The 17,451-nt window shown below is 58.0% G+C and carries 18 protein-coding genes and 3 tRNA genes; 10 read left to right on the forward strand and 11 right to left on the reverse strand.

All coding sequences use genetic code 11. The features are described 5' to 3' along the window. Positions 1–11: 11 nt before the first annotated feature. The gene (pgeF, locus tag IOD17_RS03265; RefSeq protein ID WP_233683668.1) at positions 12–737 is read left to right on the forward strand and encodes a peptidoglycan editing factor PgeF; all 726 of its coding nucleotides are present in this window, start codon (positions 12–14) and stop codon (positions 735–737) included. Positions 738–892: 155 nt separating this feature from the next. Beyond that, positions 893–3,457: an ATP-dependent chaperone ClpB gene (gene clpB, locus IOD17_RS03270; RefSeq protein WP_233683669.1), complete on the forward strand. Its 2,565-nt coding sequence runs from the start codon at positions 893–895 to the stop codon at positions 3,455–3,457. A gap of 70 nt (positions 3,458–3,527) precedes the next feature. Here the strand turns inward: clpB and IOD17_RS03275 are convergent, their stop codons facing one another. Together IOD17_RS03275 and IOD17_RS03280 are read right to left on the reverse strand one after the other, a co-directional pair. Beyond that, positions 3,528–3,863, reverse strand: a complete 336-nt coding sequence (locus IOD17_RS03275) for a PilZ domain-containing protein (RefSeq protein WP_233683670.1) — start codon at positions 3,861–3,863, stop codon at positions 3,528–3,530. A 9-nt stretch (positions 3,864–3,872) separates the two neighbouring features. After that, positions 3,873–6,227, reverse strand: coding sequence for a DUF1631 domain-containing protein (locus tag IOD17_RS03280; protein ID WP_233683671.1), 2,355 nt, complete (start codon positions 6,225–6,227; stop codon positions 3,873–3,875). Positions 6,228–6,439: 212 nt separating this feature from the next. Here IOD17_RS03280 and IOD17_RS03285 point away from each other — a divergent pair. The 3 genes from IOD17_RS03285 to IOD17_RS03295 all read left to right on the forward strand — a co-directional run bounded on the left by IOD17_RS03285 (position 6,440) and on the right by IOD17_RS03295 (position 6,682). Further along, positions 6,440–6,515: transfer RNA gene (locus IOD17_RS03285), tRNA-Asn, on the forward strand. 9 nt (positions 6,516–6,524) lie between these two features. Continuing rightward, a tRNA-Pro gene (locus IOD17_RS03290) sits at positions 6,525–6,601 on the forward strand. A 5-nt stretch (positions 6,602–6,606) separates the two neighbouring features. Then, positions 6,607–6,682: transfer RNA gene (locus IOD17_RS03295), tRNA-Lys, on the forward strand. Positions 6,683–6,827: 145 nt separating this feature from the next. On the opposite strand, the gene IOD17_RS03300 is transcribed toward IOD17_RS03295, so the two are convergent. The 4 genes from IOD17_RS03300 to IOD17_RS03315 all read right to left on the reverse strand — a co-directional run bounded on the left by IOD17_RS03300 (position 6,828) and on the right by IOD17_RS03315 (position 9,556). Then, the gene (locus IOD17_RS03300; protein WP_233683672.1) at positions 6,828–8,129 is read right to left on the reverse strand and encodes an NAD(P)/FAD-dependent oxidoreductase; all 1,302 of its coding nucleotides are present in this window, start codon (positions 8,127–8,129) and stop codon (positions 6,828–6,830) included. A gap of 63 nt (positions 8,130–8,192) precedes the next feature. Further along, on the reverse strand, positions 8,193–8,366 hold the full coding sequence (locus tag IOD17_RS03305) for a DUF3094 family protein (RefSeq protein ID WP_233683673.1): 174 nt from the start codon (positions 8,364–8,366) through the stop codon (positions 8,193–8,195). 69 nt (positions 8,367–8,435) lie between these two features. Next, positions 8,436–8,930 carry an MOSC domain-containing protein gene (locus IOD17_RS03310; RefSeq protein ID WP_233683674.1) on the reverse strand — a complete coding sequence of 165 codons (495 nt, stop codon included), beginning with the start codon at positions 8,928–8,930 and terminating at the stop codon, positions 8,436–8,438. Further along, positions 8,927–9,556 carry a DUF1780 domain-containing protein gene (locus IOD17_RS03315; protein WP_233683675.1) on the reverse strand — a complete coding sequence of 210 codons (630 nt, stop codon included), beginning with the start codon at positions 9,554–9,556 and terminating at the stop codon, positions 8,927–8,929. The genes IOD17_RS03310 and IOD17_RS03315 overlap by 4 nt, the downstream gene beginning before the upstream one ends. 119 nt (positions 9,557–9,675) lie before the next feature. Between IOD17_RS03315 and IOD17_RS03320 the strand changes: the two genes are divergently transcribed. Then, the gene (locus IOD17_RS03320) at positions 9,676–10,365 is read left to right on the forward strand and encodes an energy-coupling factor ABC transporter permease (RefSeq protein WP_233683676.1); all 690 of its coding nucleotides are present in this window, start codon (positions 9,676–9,678) and stop codon (positions 10,363–10,365) included. 104 nt (positions 10,366–10,469) lie between these two features. Then, positions 10,470–10,685 (forward strand): hypothetical protein, encoded by a 216-nt coding sequence (locus IOD17_RS03325; RefSeq protein ID WP_233683677.1) that lies wholly within the window; start codon positions 10,470–10,472, stop codon positions 10,683–10,685. A 3-nt stretch (positions 10,686–10,688) separates the two neighbouring features. Here the strand turns inward: IOD17_RS03325 and yacG are convergent, their stop codons facing one another. The 5 genes from yacG to pilB all read right to left on the reverse strand — a co-directional run bounded on the left by yacG (position 10,689) and on the right by pilB (position 15,537). Continuing rightward, positions 10,689–10,889, reverse strand: a complete 201-nt coding sequence (yacG, locus tag IOD17_RS03330; protein ID WP_233683678.1) for a DNA gyrase inhibitor YacG — start codon at positions 10,887–10,889, stop codon at positions 10,689–10,691. Beyond that, complete coding sequence (gene coaE / locus IOD17_RS03335) at positions 10,886–11,500, reverse strand: dephospho-CoA kinase (RefSeq protein ID WP_233683679.1); 615 nt, start codon at positions 11,498–11,500, stop codon at positions 10,886–10,888. Before coaE ends, yacG begins: the two co-directional genes overlap by 4 nt. Positions 11,501–11,739: 239 nt before the next feature. Next, positions 11,740–12,606 carry an A24 family peptidase gene (locus IOD17_RS03340; RefSeq protein WP_308219296.1) on the reverse strand — a complete coding sequence of 289 codons (867 nt, stop codon included), beginning with the start codon at positions 12,604–12,606 and terminating at the stop codon, positions 11,740–11,742. A gap of 3 nt (positions 12,607–12,609) precedes the next feature. Then, positions 12,610–13,830, reverse strand: a complete 1,221-nt coding sequence (locus tag IOD17_RS03345; protein ID WP_233683681.1) for a type II secretion system F family protein — start codon at positions 13,828–13,830, stop codon at positions 12,610–12,612. A 3-nt stretch (positions 13,831–13,833) separates the two neighbouring features. Beyond that, positions 13,834–15,537 (reverse strand): type IV-A pilus assembly ATPase PilB, encoded by a 1,704-nt coding sequence (gene pilB, locus IOD17_RS03350; protein WP_233683682.1) that lies wholly within the window; start codon positions 15,535–15,537, stop codon positions 13,834–13,836. Positions 15,538–15,772: 235 nt separating this feature from the next. On the opposite strand from pilB, the gene IOD17_RS19360 reads away from it, so the two are divergent. From IOD17_RS19360 to IOD17_RS03365, 3 genes are all read left to right on the forward strand, one after another. Further along, a complete protein-coding gene (locus tag IOD17_RS19360; RefSeq protein ID WP_308219297.1) occupies positions 15,773–15,958 on the forward strand; it encodes a prepilin-type N-terminal cleavage/methylation domain-containing protein in 186 nt (61 codons plus the stop codon). Positions 15,959–15,987: 29 nt separating this feature from the next. Beyond that, positions 15,988–16,434 carry a hypothetical protein gene (locus IOD17_RS03360; protein WP_233683683.1) on the forward strand — a complete coding sequence of 149 codons (447 nt, stop codon included), beginning with the start codon at positions 15,988–15,990 and terminating at the stop codon, positions 16,432–16,434. Between the two features lie 187 nt (positions 16,435–16,621). Further along, the gene (locus IOD17_RS03365) at positions 16,622–17,431 is read left to right on the forward strand and encodes a hypothetical protein (protein ID WP_233683684.1); all 810 of its coding nucleotides are present in this window, start codon (positions 16,622–16,624) and stop codon (positions 17,429–17,431) included. Positions 17,432–17,451 lie beyond the last annotated feature (20 nt).

The following is a 17,451-nucleotide window of genomic DNA, read 5'->3' on the forward strand; positions in this document are numbered from 1 at the left end:
TGGGTGAAGGGATGCACGACTGGCTGACACCGCAATGGCCTGCTCCGGCAAGGGTAAAGACCTGTGTGACCACCCGCACTGGCGGTGTGAGTCTGGCGCCTTATGACAGCTGCAACCTGGGTGAGCATGTCGGTGATCAGTCGCCAGCGGTGCAGAAGAACCGTCAGCGTCTGGTCAGTCTGCTCGGCTGCAAGCCGGCCTGGTTGCAGCAGGTGCATGGCGTGGCTGTGGTTGAGGCCGATCCGCTGCGAGTGCACGAAGCCGATGCCAGTTGGAGCAACAAGCCAGGCGTCGCTTGCACCGTGATGACTGCCGACTGTTTGCCGGTACTGTTTTGCGACCGCGCCGGCACCCGTGTTGCCGCCGCACACGCCGGTTGGCGTGGCTTGGCTAACGGCGTGCTGGAAGCCACGCTGGACAAACTGGGCGTTCCGGGTGAACAGGTGCTGGTCTGGTTTGGCCCCGCAATCGGGCCGCAAGCCTTCGAGGTAGGCGGGGAGGTGCGTGACGCCTTTGTCGCCCAGCACGCATCGGCTGCAGCGGCCTTTGTGCCGAGTGGCAATCCAGGCAAGTTCCTCGCCGATATCTATCAACTGGCACGTATACGCCTGGCCGCTCGTGGTGTTGAAGCGGTGTATGGCGGTGACTTCTGTACGGTCAGTGATCCGCGTTTCTTCTCCTATCGCCGCGCTGCGCAGACCGGGCGCTTCGCCAGCCTGATCTGGCTGGTCAACTGATTCTGGCCTGCCGCGTCTGCGGCAGCTGACTCAGGTCAACGTCGCGCGGCTTGAAACCCGCACAATCGACCTCATCTACTCTTCATCCGCAGGCTTTTCTGTTTTGGGTGCGATTCAGTGCACCGGCCTGCCACCACCACGAGGGTTGATTGTTTATGCGTATTGATCGTTTAACCAGCAAGTTGCAACTCGCGCTCTCTGATGCGCAATCCCTGGCTGTGGGGCTGGATCACGCAGCCATCGAGCCGCTGCACCTGATGCAGGCGCTGCTTGAGCAGCAGGGTGGCTCGATCAAGCCACTGCTGATGCAGGTCGGTTTTGATGTCAACAGCCTGCGTCTGGCCCTGGGTAAAGAGCTCGACCAGTTGGGCAAAATCCAGAATCCATCCGGCGACGTCAACCTGTCGCAGGATCTGGCGCGCCTGCTCAACCAGGCTGATCGCCTGTCGCAGCAGAAGGGCGACCAATTTATCTCCAGCGAGCTGGTGCTGCTGGCGGCCATGGATGAAAACACCAAGCTGGGCAAGCTGCTGCTCGGCCAGGGTGTCAGCCGCAAGGCGCTGGAAAATGCCATCGCCAACCTGCGCGGTGGCGATGCGGTTAACGACCCGAACGTCGAAGAAAATCGCCAGGCCCTGGACAAGTACACCGTCGACCTGACCAAGCGCGCCGAAGAAGGCAAGCTCGACCCGGTGATCGGTCGAGACGACGAGATCCGCCGCACCATTCAGGTGTTGCAGCGTCGGACCAAGAACAACCCGGTGCTGATCGGTGAGCCGGGCGTGGGCAAGACCGCGATTGCCGAAGGCCTGGCCCAGCGTATCGTCAACGGCGAAGTACCCGATGGCCTCAAAGACAAGCGCCTGCTGTCGCTGGATATGGGCGCGCTGATCGCGGGCGCCAAATTCCGTGGCGAGTTCGAGGAGCGCCTGAAGGCTGTGCTCAACGAGCTGAGCAAGCAGGAAGGGCGAATCATCCTGTTTATTGACGAGTTGCACACTATGGTCGGCGCCGGCAAAGGCGAAGGCTCAATGGATGCCGGCAATATGCTCAAGCCATCCCTGGCGCGCGGTGAGTTGCATTGCGTCGGGGCGACCACGCTCAATGAGTACCGCCAGTACATCGAGAAGGATGCGGCGCTGGAGCGGCGTTTCCAGAAGGTGCTGGTCGATGAGCCGAGTGAAGAAGACACCATCGCCATTCTTCGTGGCCTGAAAGAGCGCTATGAGGTGCACCATAAGGTGGCTATCACCGATGGCGCGATCATCGCCGCGGCCAAACTGTCGCACCGCTATATCACCGACCGTCAGCTGCCGGACAAGGCCATCGATCTGATCGACGAGGCAGCCAGCCGCATCCGTATGGAGATCGATTCCAAACCTGAAGTGCTGGATCGTCTGGAGCGTCGCCTGATTCAGCTCAAGGTTGAAGCCCAGGCACTGAAGAAGGAAGACGACGAGGCGGCGATCAAGCGTTTGGCCAAGCTCAACGAAGACATTGCCCGTCTGGAGCGTGAGTACGCCGACCTGGAAGATATCTGGAAGTCGGAAAAGGCCGAGGTGCAAGGTTCGGCGCAGATCCAGCAGAAGATCGAGCAAGCTCGGCAGGAGCTGGAAGCGGCGCGGCGCAAGGGCGATCTCAATCGTATGGCTGAGTTGCAGTACGGGATTATTCCCGATCTGGAGCGCAGCCTGCAGATGGTCGATCAGCACGGCAAGAGTGAGAACCAACTGCTGCGCAGCAAGGTCACCGAGGAAGAAATCGCCGAAGTGGTGTCGAAGTGGACCGGTATTCCGGTGAGCAAGATGCTCGAAGGCGAGCGCGACAAGCTGTTGAAAATGGAAGGCCTGCTGCATCAGCGAGTGATCGGTCAGGATGAGGCCGTAGTGGCCGTGGCCAATGCGGTGCGGCGTTCCCGTGCCGGTTTGGCCGATCCGAATCGGCCGAGCGGCTCGTTCCTCTTTCTCGGCCCAACCGGCGTTGGCAAAACCGAGCTGTGCAAGGCGCTGGCCGAATTCCTCTTCGACACCGAAGAGGCGCTGGTGCGCATCGACATGTCCGAGTTTATGGAGAAGCATTCCGTGGCACGGTTGATCGGTGCGCCGCCGGGTTATGTCGGCTACGAGGAAGGTGGCTACCTGACCGAGGCTGTGCGCCGTAAGCCCTATTCGGTGATCCTGCTGGATGAGGTGGAGAAGGCGCATCCGGATGTGTTCAACGTGCTGTTGCAGGTGCTGGAAGATGGCCGCCTCACCGACAGCCATGGTCGCACCGTGGACTTCAAGAACACCGTGGTGGTGATGACCTCCAACCTGGGCTCGGCGCAGATTCAGGAGCTGGTCGGTGATCGTGAGGCGCAGCGTGCGGCGGTGATGGATGCGGTGGGCTCGCACTTCCGGCCGGAATTTATCAACCGGATCGATGAAGTGGTGATCTTCGAGCCGCTGGCCCGCGAGCAGATTGCCGGTATTGCGCAGATCCAGCTGAGCCGTTTGCGCCAGCGTCTGGCTGAGCGTGAGCTGAGTCTGCAGCTGTCCGATGAGGCGCTGGACAAGCTGATTGCTGTTGGTTACGACCCGGTTTACGGCGCGCGGCCGCTCAAGCGAGCCGTACAGCGCTGGATCGAGAACCCGCTGGCACAGTTGATCCTGTCGGGCAAATTTGCCCCTGGCGGCAGCATTGTCGGGCGGGTTGAGGCCGACGAGATTGTCTTCAGCTAAATCATAGTCAGGCGAAAAAATGAAAACACCCCGGTTCAGCTAGGCTGGCCGGGGTGTTTTTATATAGGGCTTACAAGTGTTTGAGCAGAACTTCCAGTGCGGCAGCCTGGTCATCGGCCAGGTCGATAATGTGAAAGCCCGCCCAACAGTGCTGGCCATCAGCGCCTGGGCGGCTCCATAGACAGTCGGCGCCCAGGGTGATCTCACAGACCCCCTCAATTTCCTGTTCGCTGACCAGACGGCATTCAATCAGTTCATCTGCGGTCAGCGGGGTATCGCTGAACAGCATGAAGCCATCGGCAGACAGGTCCACCACGCGGCCCAGGCGCTGGCCTGAGTGCAGATCGAAGACCTCCAGCTGCAGCTCGGCGTTATGCCGGCTATGCAGGCGACGTTCGTCATCCATACGACTTCCTTATTCTTGAGGCTCTGTCGCGCGCCCGGTAAAACGCTGCAGCACGCGATAAATGGCGGTAAGGGCACGGTCCACCAGCGGTGCACCTCGTTCAGGGGTGACGATGCGCGCCAGCCCTTGTTCCATTTCGCTGGCCAGTTGGGTGATCGGTTTGATGGCCACCCGTTGGCCGCTTTGATCGACAAACATGTAGTTGCGGGTTGTCGGGCTGAACCAGGACAGCTTGAGTGTGCGCACCTGCTGGCCGTTGACGAACTCGAACCAGGTGCCGAACTCGATATGGCTCAGCTCCTTGATCAATGCCTGGGCGCGCGCTGAGAGGGTCGACTCGCGGGGCGCCAGGGTGGCCAGGGCAGCATCTTCGCCGAGCATGGCGCCCAATGGGCTTTCGGGTAGATTGGGTGTGAGCTTGGCTGCAACCAGGGGCTGTTTGGCCTGTACGGCGTGTTGGCAGGCAACCAGGTCCTGCAGCAGGCGGCGAATGCCGTCCTCGTGGTAGCCGCCGAGCAGCTCCAGGCCTTTGCGCAGGTCTTCAAGCAGCGGCACGCGCAGTTTTTGCAGGCGCTCACGGCCGGCTTCGTCGAGCAGGGTGCCGCTCCAGGCCAGTTGCTCGGCTGCTTCGCAGGCGCGTTGCCATTCCGGGCTGCGTTCGCCGTTGCGCAGCAACACGAAAACCAGGACGTCGGCCCAGGTCAGCCCAAGGAAGTTGCGAATGATGGTGGGCGGTTGGCGATCGGTCAGGCTCTTGGCGATGACCTCTACTGCGCGCTGGCGTGCGCCGAGCAGCTTGTCGCGACCTTTGGCAGCCTCCACGGCGCGGCGTTCGCGCAGTTCGACCTTGTGTCTGAGGGTGGCAACGAATTCGTTGAACTCTTCCAGCAGTCCTTCAAACAACTGCAGGTCGCCGAAGAAATCATGGATGACTCGTTCGACCACCCACTGCATCTTGGCTAGCAGGCCGCGCTCATCGCCTTCGCCGCCATACAGCACGCCAGCCTGGGCCATGGCGTTGAGCAGGCGGCGGGCCGGGTGGTGGTGTTGGGTAAACAGCGCTTTGTCCTGCAACGCAACCTTTAGATATGGCGTGTGCAGGTGGGACAGGGTGGTCTTGCAGCTGTCAGGCAAGTTGTCGTCGTCGAGAATAAAGTCGAACAGCATGCCCACCAGGTCGATTACATCGGCTTCCTGATCGGAAACTTTCTGCTGGCCAGGCAGCTCGCTGTGGGCTTCCAGCTGTTGTTGCAGGTCCGCTTTGAGGCCTTCTACCTGCTGCGGGCGGCTCAGGCGCTGTGACAGGTCATTGGCCGATTGCTGCTGCATGCGGTTGAGGGCATCCAGCAGGGCTGAGGCGCTGTAGGTGCTGGTCGCTTCACGCGGGGTGAAGCTGGCAATGCTGCGTGTGCCGCCAAGCAGCGGGGCGTCGAGGTCGCGTTGGCGGTGTTCGCCGAGCAGGGCTGCCAGGCTGCCGAGCAACTCCAGCGGGTCGTTAGGCGGAGGGCCGCTCAGATCCGTATTGCTGGAGTTGTATGTGCTTGCGCCTGGTTGCGTGGGCGTTGGGTTGGCGGTGTTTCTGCCAGCACCGCTGTGGGTTTCTTGCGGCGTCTCGGCCGTGGCGCTTGTGGGGCTCTTGGGGCGCGCCTGGCTGTTGCGTTGAGCGCTGTACTTCAGATTGGGCAGTACGCCGGCTTCGATCAGGCGCTGGTTGAGCGCGGTGTAGATGCTGTCCAGGCTCTGCATGACGTGGGTGTCAAACAGGGTATAGAGGATCACCTTTATACGCAGTGGAAACGGGCAGGGCGTCAGGGCGTCACGGAACGCCTGGGCAATCATCTGTGGGCCGAAGGGGTTGATGTCTTCGCCAAGTTTCTGGCCGTTGTTTAACAGAGCCAGGCGTTGTTCCAAGGCAAACAGCGGTTGGGCACAGCGTGCTTTGACCCGGCTGACCATGTTGGTGACTTGCAGGCTTTCTTCGTAATCCTCGTTCTGCACCAGTGCCATCTGCTCAGCATCCAGCTCGGTGGTGCTGGGCAGCGGCTTGAGCTTGCCTTCGAGGAAGTCGGAGAAGTTCTGCGCGATCTGTTGGTGGTAGCTGCGCTCTATGTGCGGACGCTGTTTGCGGATCTCACGCATGTTGTCGAAGAACAGCGTTTGTACCTGATTGTTCTCGGCTTTTTCAGCGCACTCGAACAGCGTGTCGTCGACCTGGGCGAAGACCCCGGTCAGGTGCTCAGCCAAACGATTCATCACCAGCTTGCGGCAGCTCTGCACCAGTTCGCCGAAGCGTGGCTGAATGCCACGGTTGGCAAGGGTCTGCACTGAAGAAGGTGGGGTTGGCGGTATGCCCTGGTTGCTCATGGACTTTCCTGGCTGGAGCCTTGCGGCTGGTGCGTCCTGCAATGAATACAGACATAGGGAAGATATAGCAGCCGCTCACGCAGCTGCAAATCATTGTACTAAAAGCAATTTAAGGGGTTGACAGGTGCGCGCGGAACCGTAAAATGGCGCGCCTCAGAACAGCAAACGAGATTAACACCTCCAAGCGACTTCTGAGAAAGGATGTAAGTAGTTCCGCGATAGCTCAGTCGGTAGAGCAAATGACTGTTAATCATTGGGTCCCTGGTTCGAGTCCAGGTCGCGGAGCCAATCCTTCATCGGGGTATAGCGCAGTCCGGTAGCGCGCCTGCTTTGGGAGCAGGATGTCGGGAGTTCGAATCCCCCTACCCCGACCATTTTTGGGTCGTTAGCTCAGTTGGTAGAGCAGTTGGCTTTTAACCAATTGGTCGTAGGTTCGAATCCTACACGACCCACCATTTCAAGCGAGCTTGAAAGTAGAAAACCCGCCTAGAGCGGGTTTTTTATTGCCTGCGATTTATTCCGGCAACTGCCAGGGGCGTCGCGCGGGTGGCACTGCCTGCAGGCGCGGCGACGGCCGCTCCTGCAGGGCTGGCGCACAAATCAGTGCAGCTTGAGGCGAGGTTCGGTGCTGCGGCCGATACGGTCGCCCAGCATCATCAGCAGGGTGCGCGTCATGCCGTACAGGGCAACCTGGTGCATGCGATAGAGCGACACGTAGAACATGCGGGCCAGCCAGCCTTCGAGCATGACGCTGCCAGTCAGATTGCCCATCAGGTTGCCAACGGCGGAAAAGGTCGACAGCGAGATCAGTGAGCCATAATCGCGATAACGATATTCCGGCAGCAGCTTGCCCTCGATGCGCAACTTCAGCGATTTGGCCAGCAGGGACGCTTGTTGGTGCGCCGCTTGTGCGCGCGGCGGCACGTTGCGGCCCTCGCTACCCGGTTGCGGGCAGGCAGCGCAGTCACCGAAAGCAAAGATGTTGTCATCCTGGGTGGTTTGCAGGGTCAGGCGCACCTGCAACTGGTTGATGCGGTTGCTTTCCAGGCCATCCAGATTCTGCAGAAACTCCGGTGCACGGATGCCGGCTGCCCAGACTTTCAGGCTGGCCGGGATGATCTGCCCCTGGGCGGTGTGCAGCGCGTCGGCCGTGACCTGGCTGACGGCTGCGCCGGTGAGTACGGTGACGCCAAGTTTCTCCAGAGTCTGGTGTACCGGCTGGCTGATGCGTTCAGGCAAGGCAGGCAGTACCCGTGGGCCGGCTTCGATCAGGGTGATGCGCATGTTTTCCGGGCTGATGCGGTCCAGGCCGTAGGCGGCCAGCTCGTGCGCGGCATGGTGCAGTTCGGCGGCCAGTTCGACTCCGGTGGCGCCGGCGCCGACGATGGCAATGTTGATCAGCTCGGTGGCTTCACTCTGGCTGGCGTGGGCACGCAGGTAGTGGCTCAGCAGCTGGCGATGGAAGCGCTCGGCCTGCTCGCGGGTATCGAGGAACAGGCAGTGTTCCGCTGCCCCGACGGTGCCGAAGTCATTGGTGGTGCTGCCCACGGCAATCACCAGGCTGTCATAAGTCAGCTCGCGTGCCGGCATCAGCACCTGGTCGTTATCATCCAGGGTGGCAGCCAGGCTGATGCGTTTTTCCGCACGGTTGAGGCCGCTCATTCGTCCCAGCTGGAACTCGAAGTGATTCCACTTGGCTTGGGCCACGTAGTTCAGTTCGTCACCGGAGGAGTTCAGTGAGCCGGCGGCTACTTCATGCAGCAGCGGTTTCCAGATGTGCGTCAGGTTGGCGTCGACCAGGGTGATTCTCGCCTGGCCACGCTTACCCAAGGTTCTACCCAGGCGGGTAGCAAGCTCCAGTCCGCCGGCGCCACCGCCGACAATTACGATTTGATGAGTCATCAGACACGCTCACAAGGCTTTTAAGAAAAGGCAGTGAGTCGGTATGGGCGAGCGCCAGGCAGCTCATAGCACCAATCGACTCAGAAGACGGCTCAGCACGCCGAGGGCAATCACCACGATCACGATGATCAGCAGCAGTCGCCAAACCTTGAACGGCTGTCGCTCGACCTGATGCTGTGGCGCGCTCAGGTAGTGCTCGACACGCTTCTGGTCATCAGGGTTAAGGCGACTGGGCATGGTGGCCTCGAATAAATGGGGCAATCAGGGGCGATTGCGGGCTGAGGAGGGGCATTCTAGCTGCCCGGCTTATAAGGGCTCAACGCGCAGGCTGTCATTCAGGCGAATAATGCCGCCTTGCAACACACGTGCGGTGATTCCGCCGTGGCCGCGCATGGCTTGGAAGGTGCCCGGTCCCAGGCGCTCTTCCAGTTTTGCGCAGGGTTGGCACCAGCCGGTGGTCTCGAGTATCGCCTGACCAAGGCGAAAGCGCCGCCCCTTGAGGCTGAACAGGTTGATGCCGCTGATAGCGATATTGCGCCGCAACTCAATAGCGCCGATGGGCGCGTCTGCAGCGCGACCCATGAGCGCACTGATGACGGCCAGGTGTTCCCACTGGATCAGGGTGACTTGCCGGGCATTACGCGAGCCGGGACGGCTATGGTCGCCCGTGAGTCCTGCTTCGCGGCGCGCTTCGACAGCATCCAGTTCGATCATTGCGGCACGCGAGCTGGGGCGCACGCCAATCCAGCGTACACAACCCTGTTGCGGCACTGCGGCGAGCAGCTCATGCAGCGGGCTCACAGGCTGATCCCTACATCAAAGAGCACGGTACGGCCGAGATTGTTGCGCAGAAATTCCGGTGCATCCGGGTGGGCGAAGAGTACGCGGGCAAAGGTTGGGCCCACCAGTGACAACGAGCGCCAGCCTTGGCGGAGGAACTCGGTTGGTGGCGGGAAGTGGCTATTGAAATCCGGCACCGCGCGTTTGAGGTTGACGTAGGCAAGCAGATCCAGATCGCCCAGGTCGAGGCCGCGTTCTTGGTAGTTACGGGCTTTCTTGCGCAGTGTCGGTGTCAGGCGTTGTTGCAGCTCGCTGGCACCAATACGCCTGGGTTTGGCCTCGCGCCGCACCAGTTGGCTGAGAGAGAAGGCGCTGCGCCGGCGTTCCAGTTCGGCGCGCCACTCATCATTCAGGCGGCGGCCCTCGTCGAGAACGAAGAACACTTCAAAGCTGGCCTCGCGGAACAATACGTCAGGCGGCTCATGGCCGGCGGCGCTGAACTCATCGATGCGGTGGCTGACATTCAGAGCCTGCAGCAAGCGCTGGCAGACCCAGCGCTCGCGCTCCCACTTGCGGGCGTTGGAGAGAAAGGCGTTGGCCTGTTCGGCCTGGTGCGTCAGCAGGCGCAGGTAGTCGGAGTCATCCATGGCTTCAGCTTAGCGCGCCGGCTTGGCGTCGTGGTAGCCCTCTGCGGCGGTTGTTTCAGGCTTGCCATGTGCGGCGGTAGACTGCTCCAGATTAGCCCACGGGTGTGGAGTGCTTCTGCATGATTGCCGCGCAATTGTTGTCTTCAACCAGCCTGCTGTTGGGATGGCTGATTTATCTGCCTCTAGTGTGCTGGGCGATCTGGCGTGCTCCCTGGGTTGAGCTGTGCACTGATCTGCGGCGCCAGCACCTGCTGGGTGGCACGGCGCTGGCGCTGTTTCTGCTGTGGCTGGTGCGCCGCGATTTCGACTCTGGCCTGTCCTTCCACTTTATTGGCATGACTGCGGTGACGCTGCTGCTGGATTGGCCGCTGGCCATGCTGGCGGGACTGGTCGCGCAGTTGGGGTTGCTGGCGCTGGGGCGGCAGGATTGGGCTGCGTTGGGGGTGAATGGCGTGTTGTTGGTGGTGATTCCGGTTTGGGTCACCGAGGCCTGCGCCCTGTGGGTTGAGAAAAAGCAGCCGCGCAACCTGTTCGTCTACATCTTCTGCAGTGGCTTTTTCGCCGCGGCGCTGGCGACACTGCTATGTATTGCGACGGCCTTCACCTTGCTCTGGATTGATGGGTTGTTCCCAATGCCGCCGTGGCTGGAGGATTTCATTGGTTATCTCTGGTTGGTGATTTTCCCCGAAGCCTTTATCAATGGCATGCTGGTTACTGCGTTGGTGGTGTTCTACCCAGACTGGCTGGAAACCTTCAATCGCACGCGCTACCTGGCTGCACCATGGAAGGATGACGATGCACCGCGATGATGGTGTTGCCTTCGCTGCAGTGATCCGCCCACCTCATTTGATGCAGGTCAAACTCTTGCAGTCGGTCTGAGTCATGCTGATGGCAACAGTCAGGAGGGTGAAGAATGGGTGTGTATCAGTGGGCCAGGCAGGAGATAGAGCGCAGTTTGCAGGGCGTAGATGGCCAGGGTTTTGATCAGGCCATGGCGTTGCGGGCGCTACTGAGTGCCGTGGTTGAGCGCAGTCGTAGTGGTCGCAGTGCTGCGGATCTGGCCGCAGAGCTGCAGTTTCTCGCCGACAATCTGGATGATGAGCGCGACTACAGCTTTATGCGGCCTTAATGATCAGTGCTGGCGTGGCGGCAACTCGCCGGAAAACACATCATCTTCCAGCGGGTCGCCGGCAATGGCATGTTCTTCCGCTGCCCAGGCGCCGAGGTCAATCAGCTTGCAGCGCTCGGAGCAGAAGGGGCGATTCGGGCTTTGTGGGCCCCATTCAACAGGTGCCTTGCAGGTTGGGCAGGCAACCAAGGTTGGGGTGCTCATATTTGGCCTCCGCGTAGAGTCAGGTAATAGCTGTGCAGGCGTTCCACTTCCGTCTGTAACCAGTGCAGATCACGGTCGTTGAGCAGCACATCATGGGCATGGCGCAGGCGCTCTTCGCGGCTAGCCTGGGCCTTGAGAATGGCCTGTACCTGCTCATTCGAGCTCTGGTCGCGAACCATGGTGCGCTCTACTTGCAACTGCTCGGGTGCATCCACCACCAGTATGCGCTGGGTCAGGCGATGTTGGCCGGACTCAACCAGCAGCGGTGAAACCAGGATGGCATAAGGTGATTCCGCGCGTGCCAGGTACTGGATGATTTCCTGGCCGATCAGCGGGTGCAGCAGGGCTTCCAGCCAGCGTCGTTCATCAGCGTCGGCAAAAATTCGGCTACGCAGCGCTGTGCGATCCAACTGGCCGTCCGCCTGCAGCACATCGCCGCCAAAGTGCTCGGCGATCTTGGCCAGTGCCGGCTTGCCGGGCTCAACCACCCAGCGCGCCGCATGGTCAGCGTCAACCAGATGCACGCCAAGATCGATAAAGTGCTGGGCCACAGCACTCTTGCCGCTGCCAATACCGCCGGTTAGGCCAAGAATCCAAGGTTTTGTGCTCAAGGTGCGCGCTCGTGTCAGCCATCCAGGGGCGCGATTGTAGTGCAGCTGCTTGGTTGGTGGCGAACAGTAGGAGCGGGTGTATCTACAGGCTCGCTGGATTGCGATCAAAAGTCGGCGCCGGAAGAGCCTGGGGGGAAGATTCCCTAGATTGCATCCGGGCTGCGTCCGTAGGGGCGCTTTAGCCGCGATAGCTCTTTAATCGCTCGCTGCTAAAGCGCCTCCCAGCGTAGGTGGTTTTATTAGAGCCCGACAATCTGCAAGTAGCTGGAGGTGATTTGCTCGCCCCAGAGCAAAGCAATCCAGCCGGCGATCGCCAGATAGGGGCCGAAAGGGATAGGCGTGCTGGATTCGGCATTGCGCATGCGCAGCATGATGGTGCCCAGCACCGCGCCCACCAGTGATGACAGCAGGATGGTCAGCGGCAACACCTGCCAACCACCCCAGGCGCCAAGCATGGCCAGCAGCTTGAAATCGCCATAGCCCATGCCTTCCTTGCCGGTAACCAGCTTGAACAACCAATACACCGACCACAGGCTCAAATAGCCTGCAATCGCACCCCAGAGAGCATCTTCCAGGCTGGCAAACAGGCCAAAGCTATTGGCAATCAACCCAAGCCAGAGCAGCGGCAGTACCAACGAGTCCGGTAGCAACTGATGGTCGACGTCAATCAGGCTCATCGCCAGCAAGCCCCAGGTTAGTAGCAACATACCGCCAGCCTGCCAGGTAAAGCCGAAATGCCAGGCGATAAAAGCCGACAGCAAGCCGCAGGTCAGCTCAACCAATGGGTAGCGCAGGCTGATGGGCGATTTGCACCTGGAACACTTGCCGCGCAGAAACAGGTAGCTGATGATCGGGATGTTTTCCCAGGGTTTTATTTCATGATTGCAGTGTGGGCAGCTTGAGTTGGGTAATACCAGATTGAACGTTGTGGTCTGCGTTTCGGCGGGCTGATCCAATATCTCGCGCGCCTGCTCACGCCAGTCGCGTTGCATCATGATGGGCAGGCGGTAGATCACCACGTTGAGGAAGCTGCCGATTAACAGGCCCAGTGCCAGGCATACACAAACAAAGGCCGGCAAGTTGCCGGCCAAAATGTCGAACATCATTGATTATCCAACCACTGCGCCAAGTTGGAAGATAGGCAGGTACATTGCCACGATCAAACCACCAACAAGAACACCAAGTACCGCCATAATCATTGGCTCCATCAGTGTGGTCAGGTTGTCTACGGCGTTATCAACCTCCGCTTCGTAATACTCGGCAGTTTTGTCGAGCATTTCGTCAAGCGAGCCAGACTCTTCACCGATCGCGGTCATCTGCACGGCCATGCTGGGAAATACTCCTGTGGTACGCATGGAGAAGTTGAGCTGAGTACCGGAGGACACGTCATTACGGATTTTTGCCACTGCCTGACGGAACACCACGTTACCGGCTGCGCCTTCCACGGATTGCAAGCCTTCTACGAGTGGTACACCTGCCGAGAAAGTGGTGGAAAGTGTGCGGGCAAAGCGCGCCACAACGGCTTTGTAGAGAATATCGCCGAAAATCGGGGCTTTAAGTAAGGTGCGATCAAGAAAATCGCGGAATTTTTCGGAGCGTTTATGGGCTTCTTTGAAGGAAAAACCAATGATGAAAAACGCAAACAGGAAGACAAACCACCACTCTTGCAGCCCGCGGGACATGTTTACTACAACCTGAGTGAATGCAGGTAGTTCGGCACCGAACCCTTGGAAAACAGCCTCAAATTGCGGCACAACCTTGATCAGCAAAATGGCTGTCACGATAACGGCCACCACCATTACCGCAATTGGATAGGTCATTGCCTTTTTGATTTTTGCCTTGAGGGCTTCGGTTTTTTCTTTGTAGGTGGCAATTCGATCCAGCAAGGTTTCCAGTGCGCCTGACTGCTCGCCTGAATCAACCAGGTTGCAATACAGATCGTCGAAATACTGCGGTTTGGTGCGCAGCGAGGCAGCAAAGCTGTTACCGGCGGCGACCTCTTGCTTGATGCTATCAATCAGGGTGCGCATATTCGGGTTGTCAAAACCCTCGCCGATAATGTCGAAGGCCTGTAGCAACGGAACGCCGGCTTTCATCATGGTCGCCATCTGTCGAGTGAACAGGGCAATATCCATGGGTTTGATCTTTTTGCCGGCAGCAAACAACGGCTTAGGCTTCTTTTTTACCTTCAGTGGGTTGATGCCTTGCTTGCGTAGCTGGGCTTTAACCAGGGCTGGGTTCTGGCCGTTGATTTCACCTTTGATCTTTGCACCTTTTTTATCGGTGCCTTCCCACGAAAAGGTGCTGAGGCTTGGAGCTTTGGCCGCCATGGCTTAATCCTTGGTCACTCGGTTGACTTCTTCAAGGCTGGTGATGCCCTGCATTGCTTTCAGTAGAGCGGAGGTGCGCAGGTCATTGAAGCCATCTTTACGCATTTGTACGGAAATATCGATGGAGTTGCCTTCCTCCATGATAATCCTCTGCAGGGCCGGCGTGTTTTTAACCACTTCATATATTCCGACACGACCTTTATAGCCGCCGTTGCAGTTTTCACAGCCTACAGGGCCGTAAAGTTTGAGTGTGTCGACTTTGTCTGCCGGGAAGCCTTCCTCTATAAGAGTTTCGCGCGGAACCTTGACCTCTTTCTTGCAGTGGCTGCACAGCTTGCGCGCCAGGCGCTGGGCAATGATCAGGTTTACCGAGGTGGCGATGTTGAATGATGGAACACCCATATTGCGCAAGCGGGTCAGGGTTTCTGCCGCGCTGTTGGTGTGTAGCGTTGACATCACCATATGTCCGGTCTGGGCTGCTTTTACTGCAATTGATGCTGTATCCAGGTCGCGAATCTCGCCCACCATGATGATGTCCGGATCTTGTCGCAAAAAGGATTTCAGCGCAGCGGTAAAGTCCATTCCCTGCTTGGGGTTAACGTTGACCTGGTTGATCCCTTCAAGGTTGATTTCCACCGGGTCTTCAGCGGTAGAAATATTCACGTCAACAGTGTTGAGAATGTTCAAACCGGTGTAGAGCGAAACCGTTTTGCCGGAGCCGGTAGGTCCTGTCACCAAGATCATGCCTTGCGGCTGCTTCAGTGCCGTCAAATAAAGCTCTTTTTGCGACTCTTCATAGCCTAGAGCGTCGATACCCATTTGCGCGCTGGCGGAGTCGAGAATTCGCATTACGATTTTTTCGCCCCATAGAGTTGGGCAGGTGCTCACGCGAAAGTCGATGGATTTACTTTTGGATATACGCATTTTAATGCGGCCATCCTGCGGTTTGCGTCGCTCGGAAATATCCAGGCCTGCCATTACTTTGAGTCGGGCGGAGATGCGCGGAGCTAGCTGAATGGGTGGGCGAGCAATTTCCTGCAGGATGCCGTCAGTGCGGAAACGCACGCGATAGGCTTTTTCATAAGGCTCGAAGTGCAGGTCGGATGAGCCCTTCTTGATCGCATCGAGCAACATCTTATGCACAAAACGTACAACGGGTGCGTCATCCGCAGAGTTGCCATCGTTGCTGTCCTGTTTATCGTCGTCGACCGCTTCAATGTCCACGCCGTCAAGGTCGACATCGCCCAGTTCTTCCATGCCGCTATTTGCAGCTTCGAAGAACCTCTCGATAGCATCGGTAAGCTTGTCATCTTCAACCAGCAGCGGTTCGGTGGTCAGACCGGTGGAAAACTGTACATCGGTAACGGCTTGGTGGTTGGTGGGGTCCGAAACGCCAACAAATAGCTTATTTCCACGGCGAAATAGAGGAATAACCCGATGCTGGCGAACCAGCTTTTCGCTGATCAGGTCGCGGGGTTGGCTTTCTTTCTCAATAGCGCTTAGGTCGCAGAACGGCACGCCAAATTGCTCGGCAGCCACCTCAGCCACGGCTTTGCTGCTGGTGAGCTTGTTTTGTACAAGATAGGAAACCAGCGGGATTTTATTGCGCAGTGCTTGGGCTTGCGCCTGGGACGCAGCGCTTTCGCTTAGCAGCTCCGCGTTGACCAGTTGTCGGGCCAGGCCTGTCAGATTGGGGGCTTCGCTCATGATTAATAGGGTGCTTCTTGCCGGATAGAGTTGTTGTCTTATAGCTCAAATTAGGCAGTAGCCCAAGCAAGGCAGTGTGGAGTGACAAAAAACGGCAGATGGTGCCCTGTTGAGAGATGTGCGCATTGTCGTTGTTGGATGCTGAGCTGTTAAAACGGGTGCTGTCGAGTGTTGGCATGGCCTGTGCTATACCTTATGCAGGTCGCTGACCTTAACCACAAATAGGAGCTTATCCATGAAGTCTCTCAAGAAACAAAAAGGTTTTACCCTGATTGAGCTGATGATCGTTATTGCGATCATTGGCATTCTGGCTGCTATCGCTATTCCGCAATTCAATGACTACCGTGCCAAAGCGAACGATTCGACTGCGTTGGCTGATGTTAAAAATGGTGTAACCGCGTTTGCTGCGGCGCAACGTTAATTACGTAATTATTGAGTGTGGAGATCAACATGAAAAAAACTAGTCTGTTTGGTATCGCTGCAGTAGCGCTGTTTACTTCTGTATCGGCCTATTCGGCGCCAGCTGCGATTCAAAATAATGCCATGATTCAGGTGCCAGACTGCCCCTTGCTGGCGGAAGATGTTCGTATTCCGCTGTCCAATAGCGTAATTGCTGCACGCAACTGCGTAGGTGGGCCTGCCAACTCCATCCGCATGGCGGCTTGTCATACGGCTGGTCGTGAGGGTAGTCGTACTATTGAAGTGCCTTGCACGAACGATACAGTTGCTAACCCTGGCGTACCGCAGTGTGCTGATCCGGCGGTAGCTACTAACCGTGTGACTAACACTGGTGCAGCGATTATGCTCGGTACAACTACAGGTGGTCAGGTCGGTCCTACTGCTCTAGATGGTTCGGCATGTAACGCGGGTACAGTTGCGGGTCGTATCCCTGACTAAATGCTGTACGGGGGGGGCTTTGCCTCTCCCGGCTCCTCTATATGTTATTGTTGTGCTTTTTAGGGTGGTTACCTCCAAAATCTTTCGTAGTTACTTGCGCTGGCTCAAGATCTTTTTTTAAGTAGCCCTTACTGCTGTTTTCTTACATAAAGACTTCCCTTTCCTTCTTGTGCCTTTTTCAATCGAAATGCCTATCATTCGAGATTTTTCAACAGCATTGCGCTTGGTGATCAAGGCCAAGTTTTCCTGGATTTTCGCCGGCGTCTTGATGGCGGTGATTCTTGCCACTCTTTTGTCGGCCTATTTCAGCGGTCGCCAGCCGGCTACTGTGGCGTTGGATGTGGGTTTTTCCACTATCCGTCTTCTGGTGCCACTGCTGATCGTGCTGTTGGTGCAGGAGCTGCTGTCGCATGAGTTCGATAAGCGCTATTACCTCAATTCGCTGACCTATCCTCGGGCACGTAGCAGTGTCTTACTCGGGCGTTTTGCTGCGGTGCTTGCGCTCGTACTGTGCATTCTCCTTGTGTTGGGGGGGCTGCAGGTCGGTCTGGTGTATTTTATTGAAGGTATCTATCCACAGGCCACGCCGGTGGCGCTTGGGCAGTCCTACTTGATTGTTAGTGCTTTTATGGCTCTCGATATGTTGATTCTGATCGCACTGGCGACCCTTCTGGCGGTGGTGGCTTCTACGCCGAGCTTCGTGTTAATCGGCACCTTCGGTTTTATGCTAATTGCGCGTTCTTATAGTGCTATCGTCGAGCTGCTCGGTCGCGACGCAGGGTTGGTGAGCAACTCCGAGGGCTATCGCACCGGTCTAGGTGTTCTGGGTTACCTCTTGCCGGATCTCGGCGCGCTGGATATCCGTATGCTTGCGCTCTACGGTAAACCGGAGTTTCTCCCTACTGATTGGCCCTGGCTGTTGCTCTCTAGTATTGGGTATACCATCGCCTTGCTGGCGGTGGCAGTGTGGTCGCTACAGTGCAAGCGATTCAGTTGACTATGCGCCGTCGGCCTTAT

It is taken from the genome of Pseudomonas anguilliseptica (genome assembly GCF_021375795.1).
Lineage (GTDB): Bacteria > Pseudomonadota > Gammaproteobacteria > Pseudomonadales > Pseudomonadaceae > Aquipseudomonas > Aquipseudomonas anguilliseptica_A.

What these genes read in the sequence shown, in the direction of transcription:
- IOD17_RS03340 (WP_308219296.1), bottom strand. Translation starts at nt 12,606, where the DNA reads ATGATGTTCGACATTTTGGCCGGCAACTTGCCGGCCTTTGTTTGTGTA.
- IOD17_RS19360 (WP_308219297.1), top strand. Translation starts at nt 15,773, where the DNA reads ATGAAGTCTCTCAAGAAACAAAAAGGTTTTACCCTGATTGAGCTGATG.
- IOD17_RS03320 (WP_233683676.1), top strand. Translation starts at nt 9,676, where the DNA reads ATGATTGCCGCGCAATTGTTGTCTTCAACCAGCCTGCTGTTGGGATGG.
- IOD17_RS03300 (WP_233683672.1), bottom strand. Translation starts at nt 8,129, where the DNA reads ATGACTCATCAAATCGTAATTGTCGGCGGTGGCGCCGGCGGACTGGAG.
- IOD17_RS03325 (WP_233683677.1), top strand. Translation starts at nt 10,470, where the DNA reads ATGGGTGTGTATCAGTGGGCCAGGCAGGAGATAGAGCGCAGTTTGCAG.
- clpB (WP_233683669.1), top strand. Translation starts at nt 893, where the DNA reads ATGCGTATTGATCGTTTAACCAGCAAGTTGCAACTCGCGCTCTCTGAT.
- IOD17_RS03345 (WP_233683681.1), bottom strand. Translation starts at nt 13,830, where the DNA reads ATGGCGGCCAAAGCTCCAAGCCTCAGCACCTTTTCGTGGGAAGGCACC.
- pilB (WP_233683682.1), bottom strand. Translation starts at nt 15,537, where the DNA reads ATGAGCGAAGCCCCCAATCTGACAGGCCTGGCCCGACAACTGGTCAAC.
- pgeF (WP_233683668.1), top strand. Translation starts at nt 12, where the DNA reads ATGCACGACTGGCTGACACCGCAATGGCCTGCTCCGGCAAGGGTAAAG.
- IOD17_RS03275 (WP_233683670.1), bottom strand. Translation starts at nt 3,863, where the DNA reads ATGGATGACGAACGTCGCCTGCATAGCCGGCATAACGCCGAGCTGCAG.
- yacG (WP_233683678.1), bottom strand. Translation starts at nt 10,889, where the DNA reads ATGAGCACCCCAACCTTGGTTGCCTGCCCAACCTGCAAGGCACCTGTT.
- IOD17_RS03280 (WP_233683671.1), bottom strand. Translation starts at nt 6,227, where the DNA reads ATGAGCAACCAGGGCATACCGCCAACCCCACCTTCTTCAGTGCAGACC.
- IOD17_RS03365 (WP_233683684.1), top strand. Translation starts at nt 16,622, where the DNA reads ATGCCTATCATTCGAGATTTTTCAACAGCATTGCGCTTGGTGATCAAG.
- IOD17_RS03315 (WP_233683675.1), bottom strand. Translation starts at nt 9,556, where the DNA reads ATGGATGACTCCGACTACCTGCGCCTGCTGACGCACCAGGCCGAACAG.
- IOD17_RS03305 (WP_233683673.1), bottom strand. Translation starts at nt 8,366, where the DNA reads ATGCCCAGTCGCCTTAACCCTGATGACCAGAAGCGTGTCGAGCACTAC.
- IOD17_RS03360 (WP_233683683.1), top strand. Translation starts at nt 15,988, where the DNA reads ATGAAAAAAACTAGTCTGTTTGGTATCGCTGCAGTAGCGCTGTTTACT.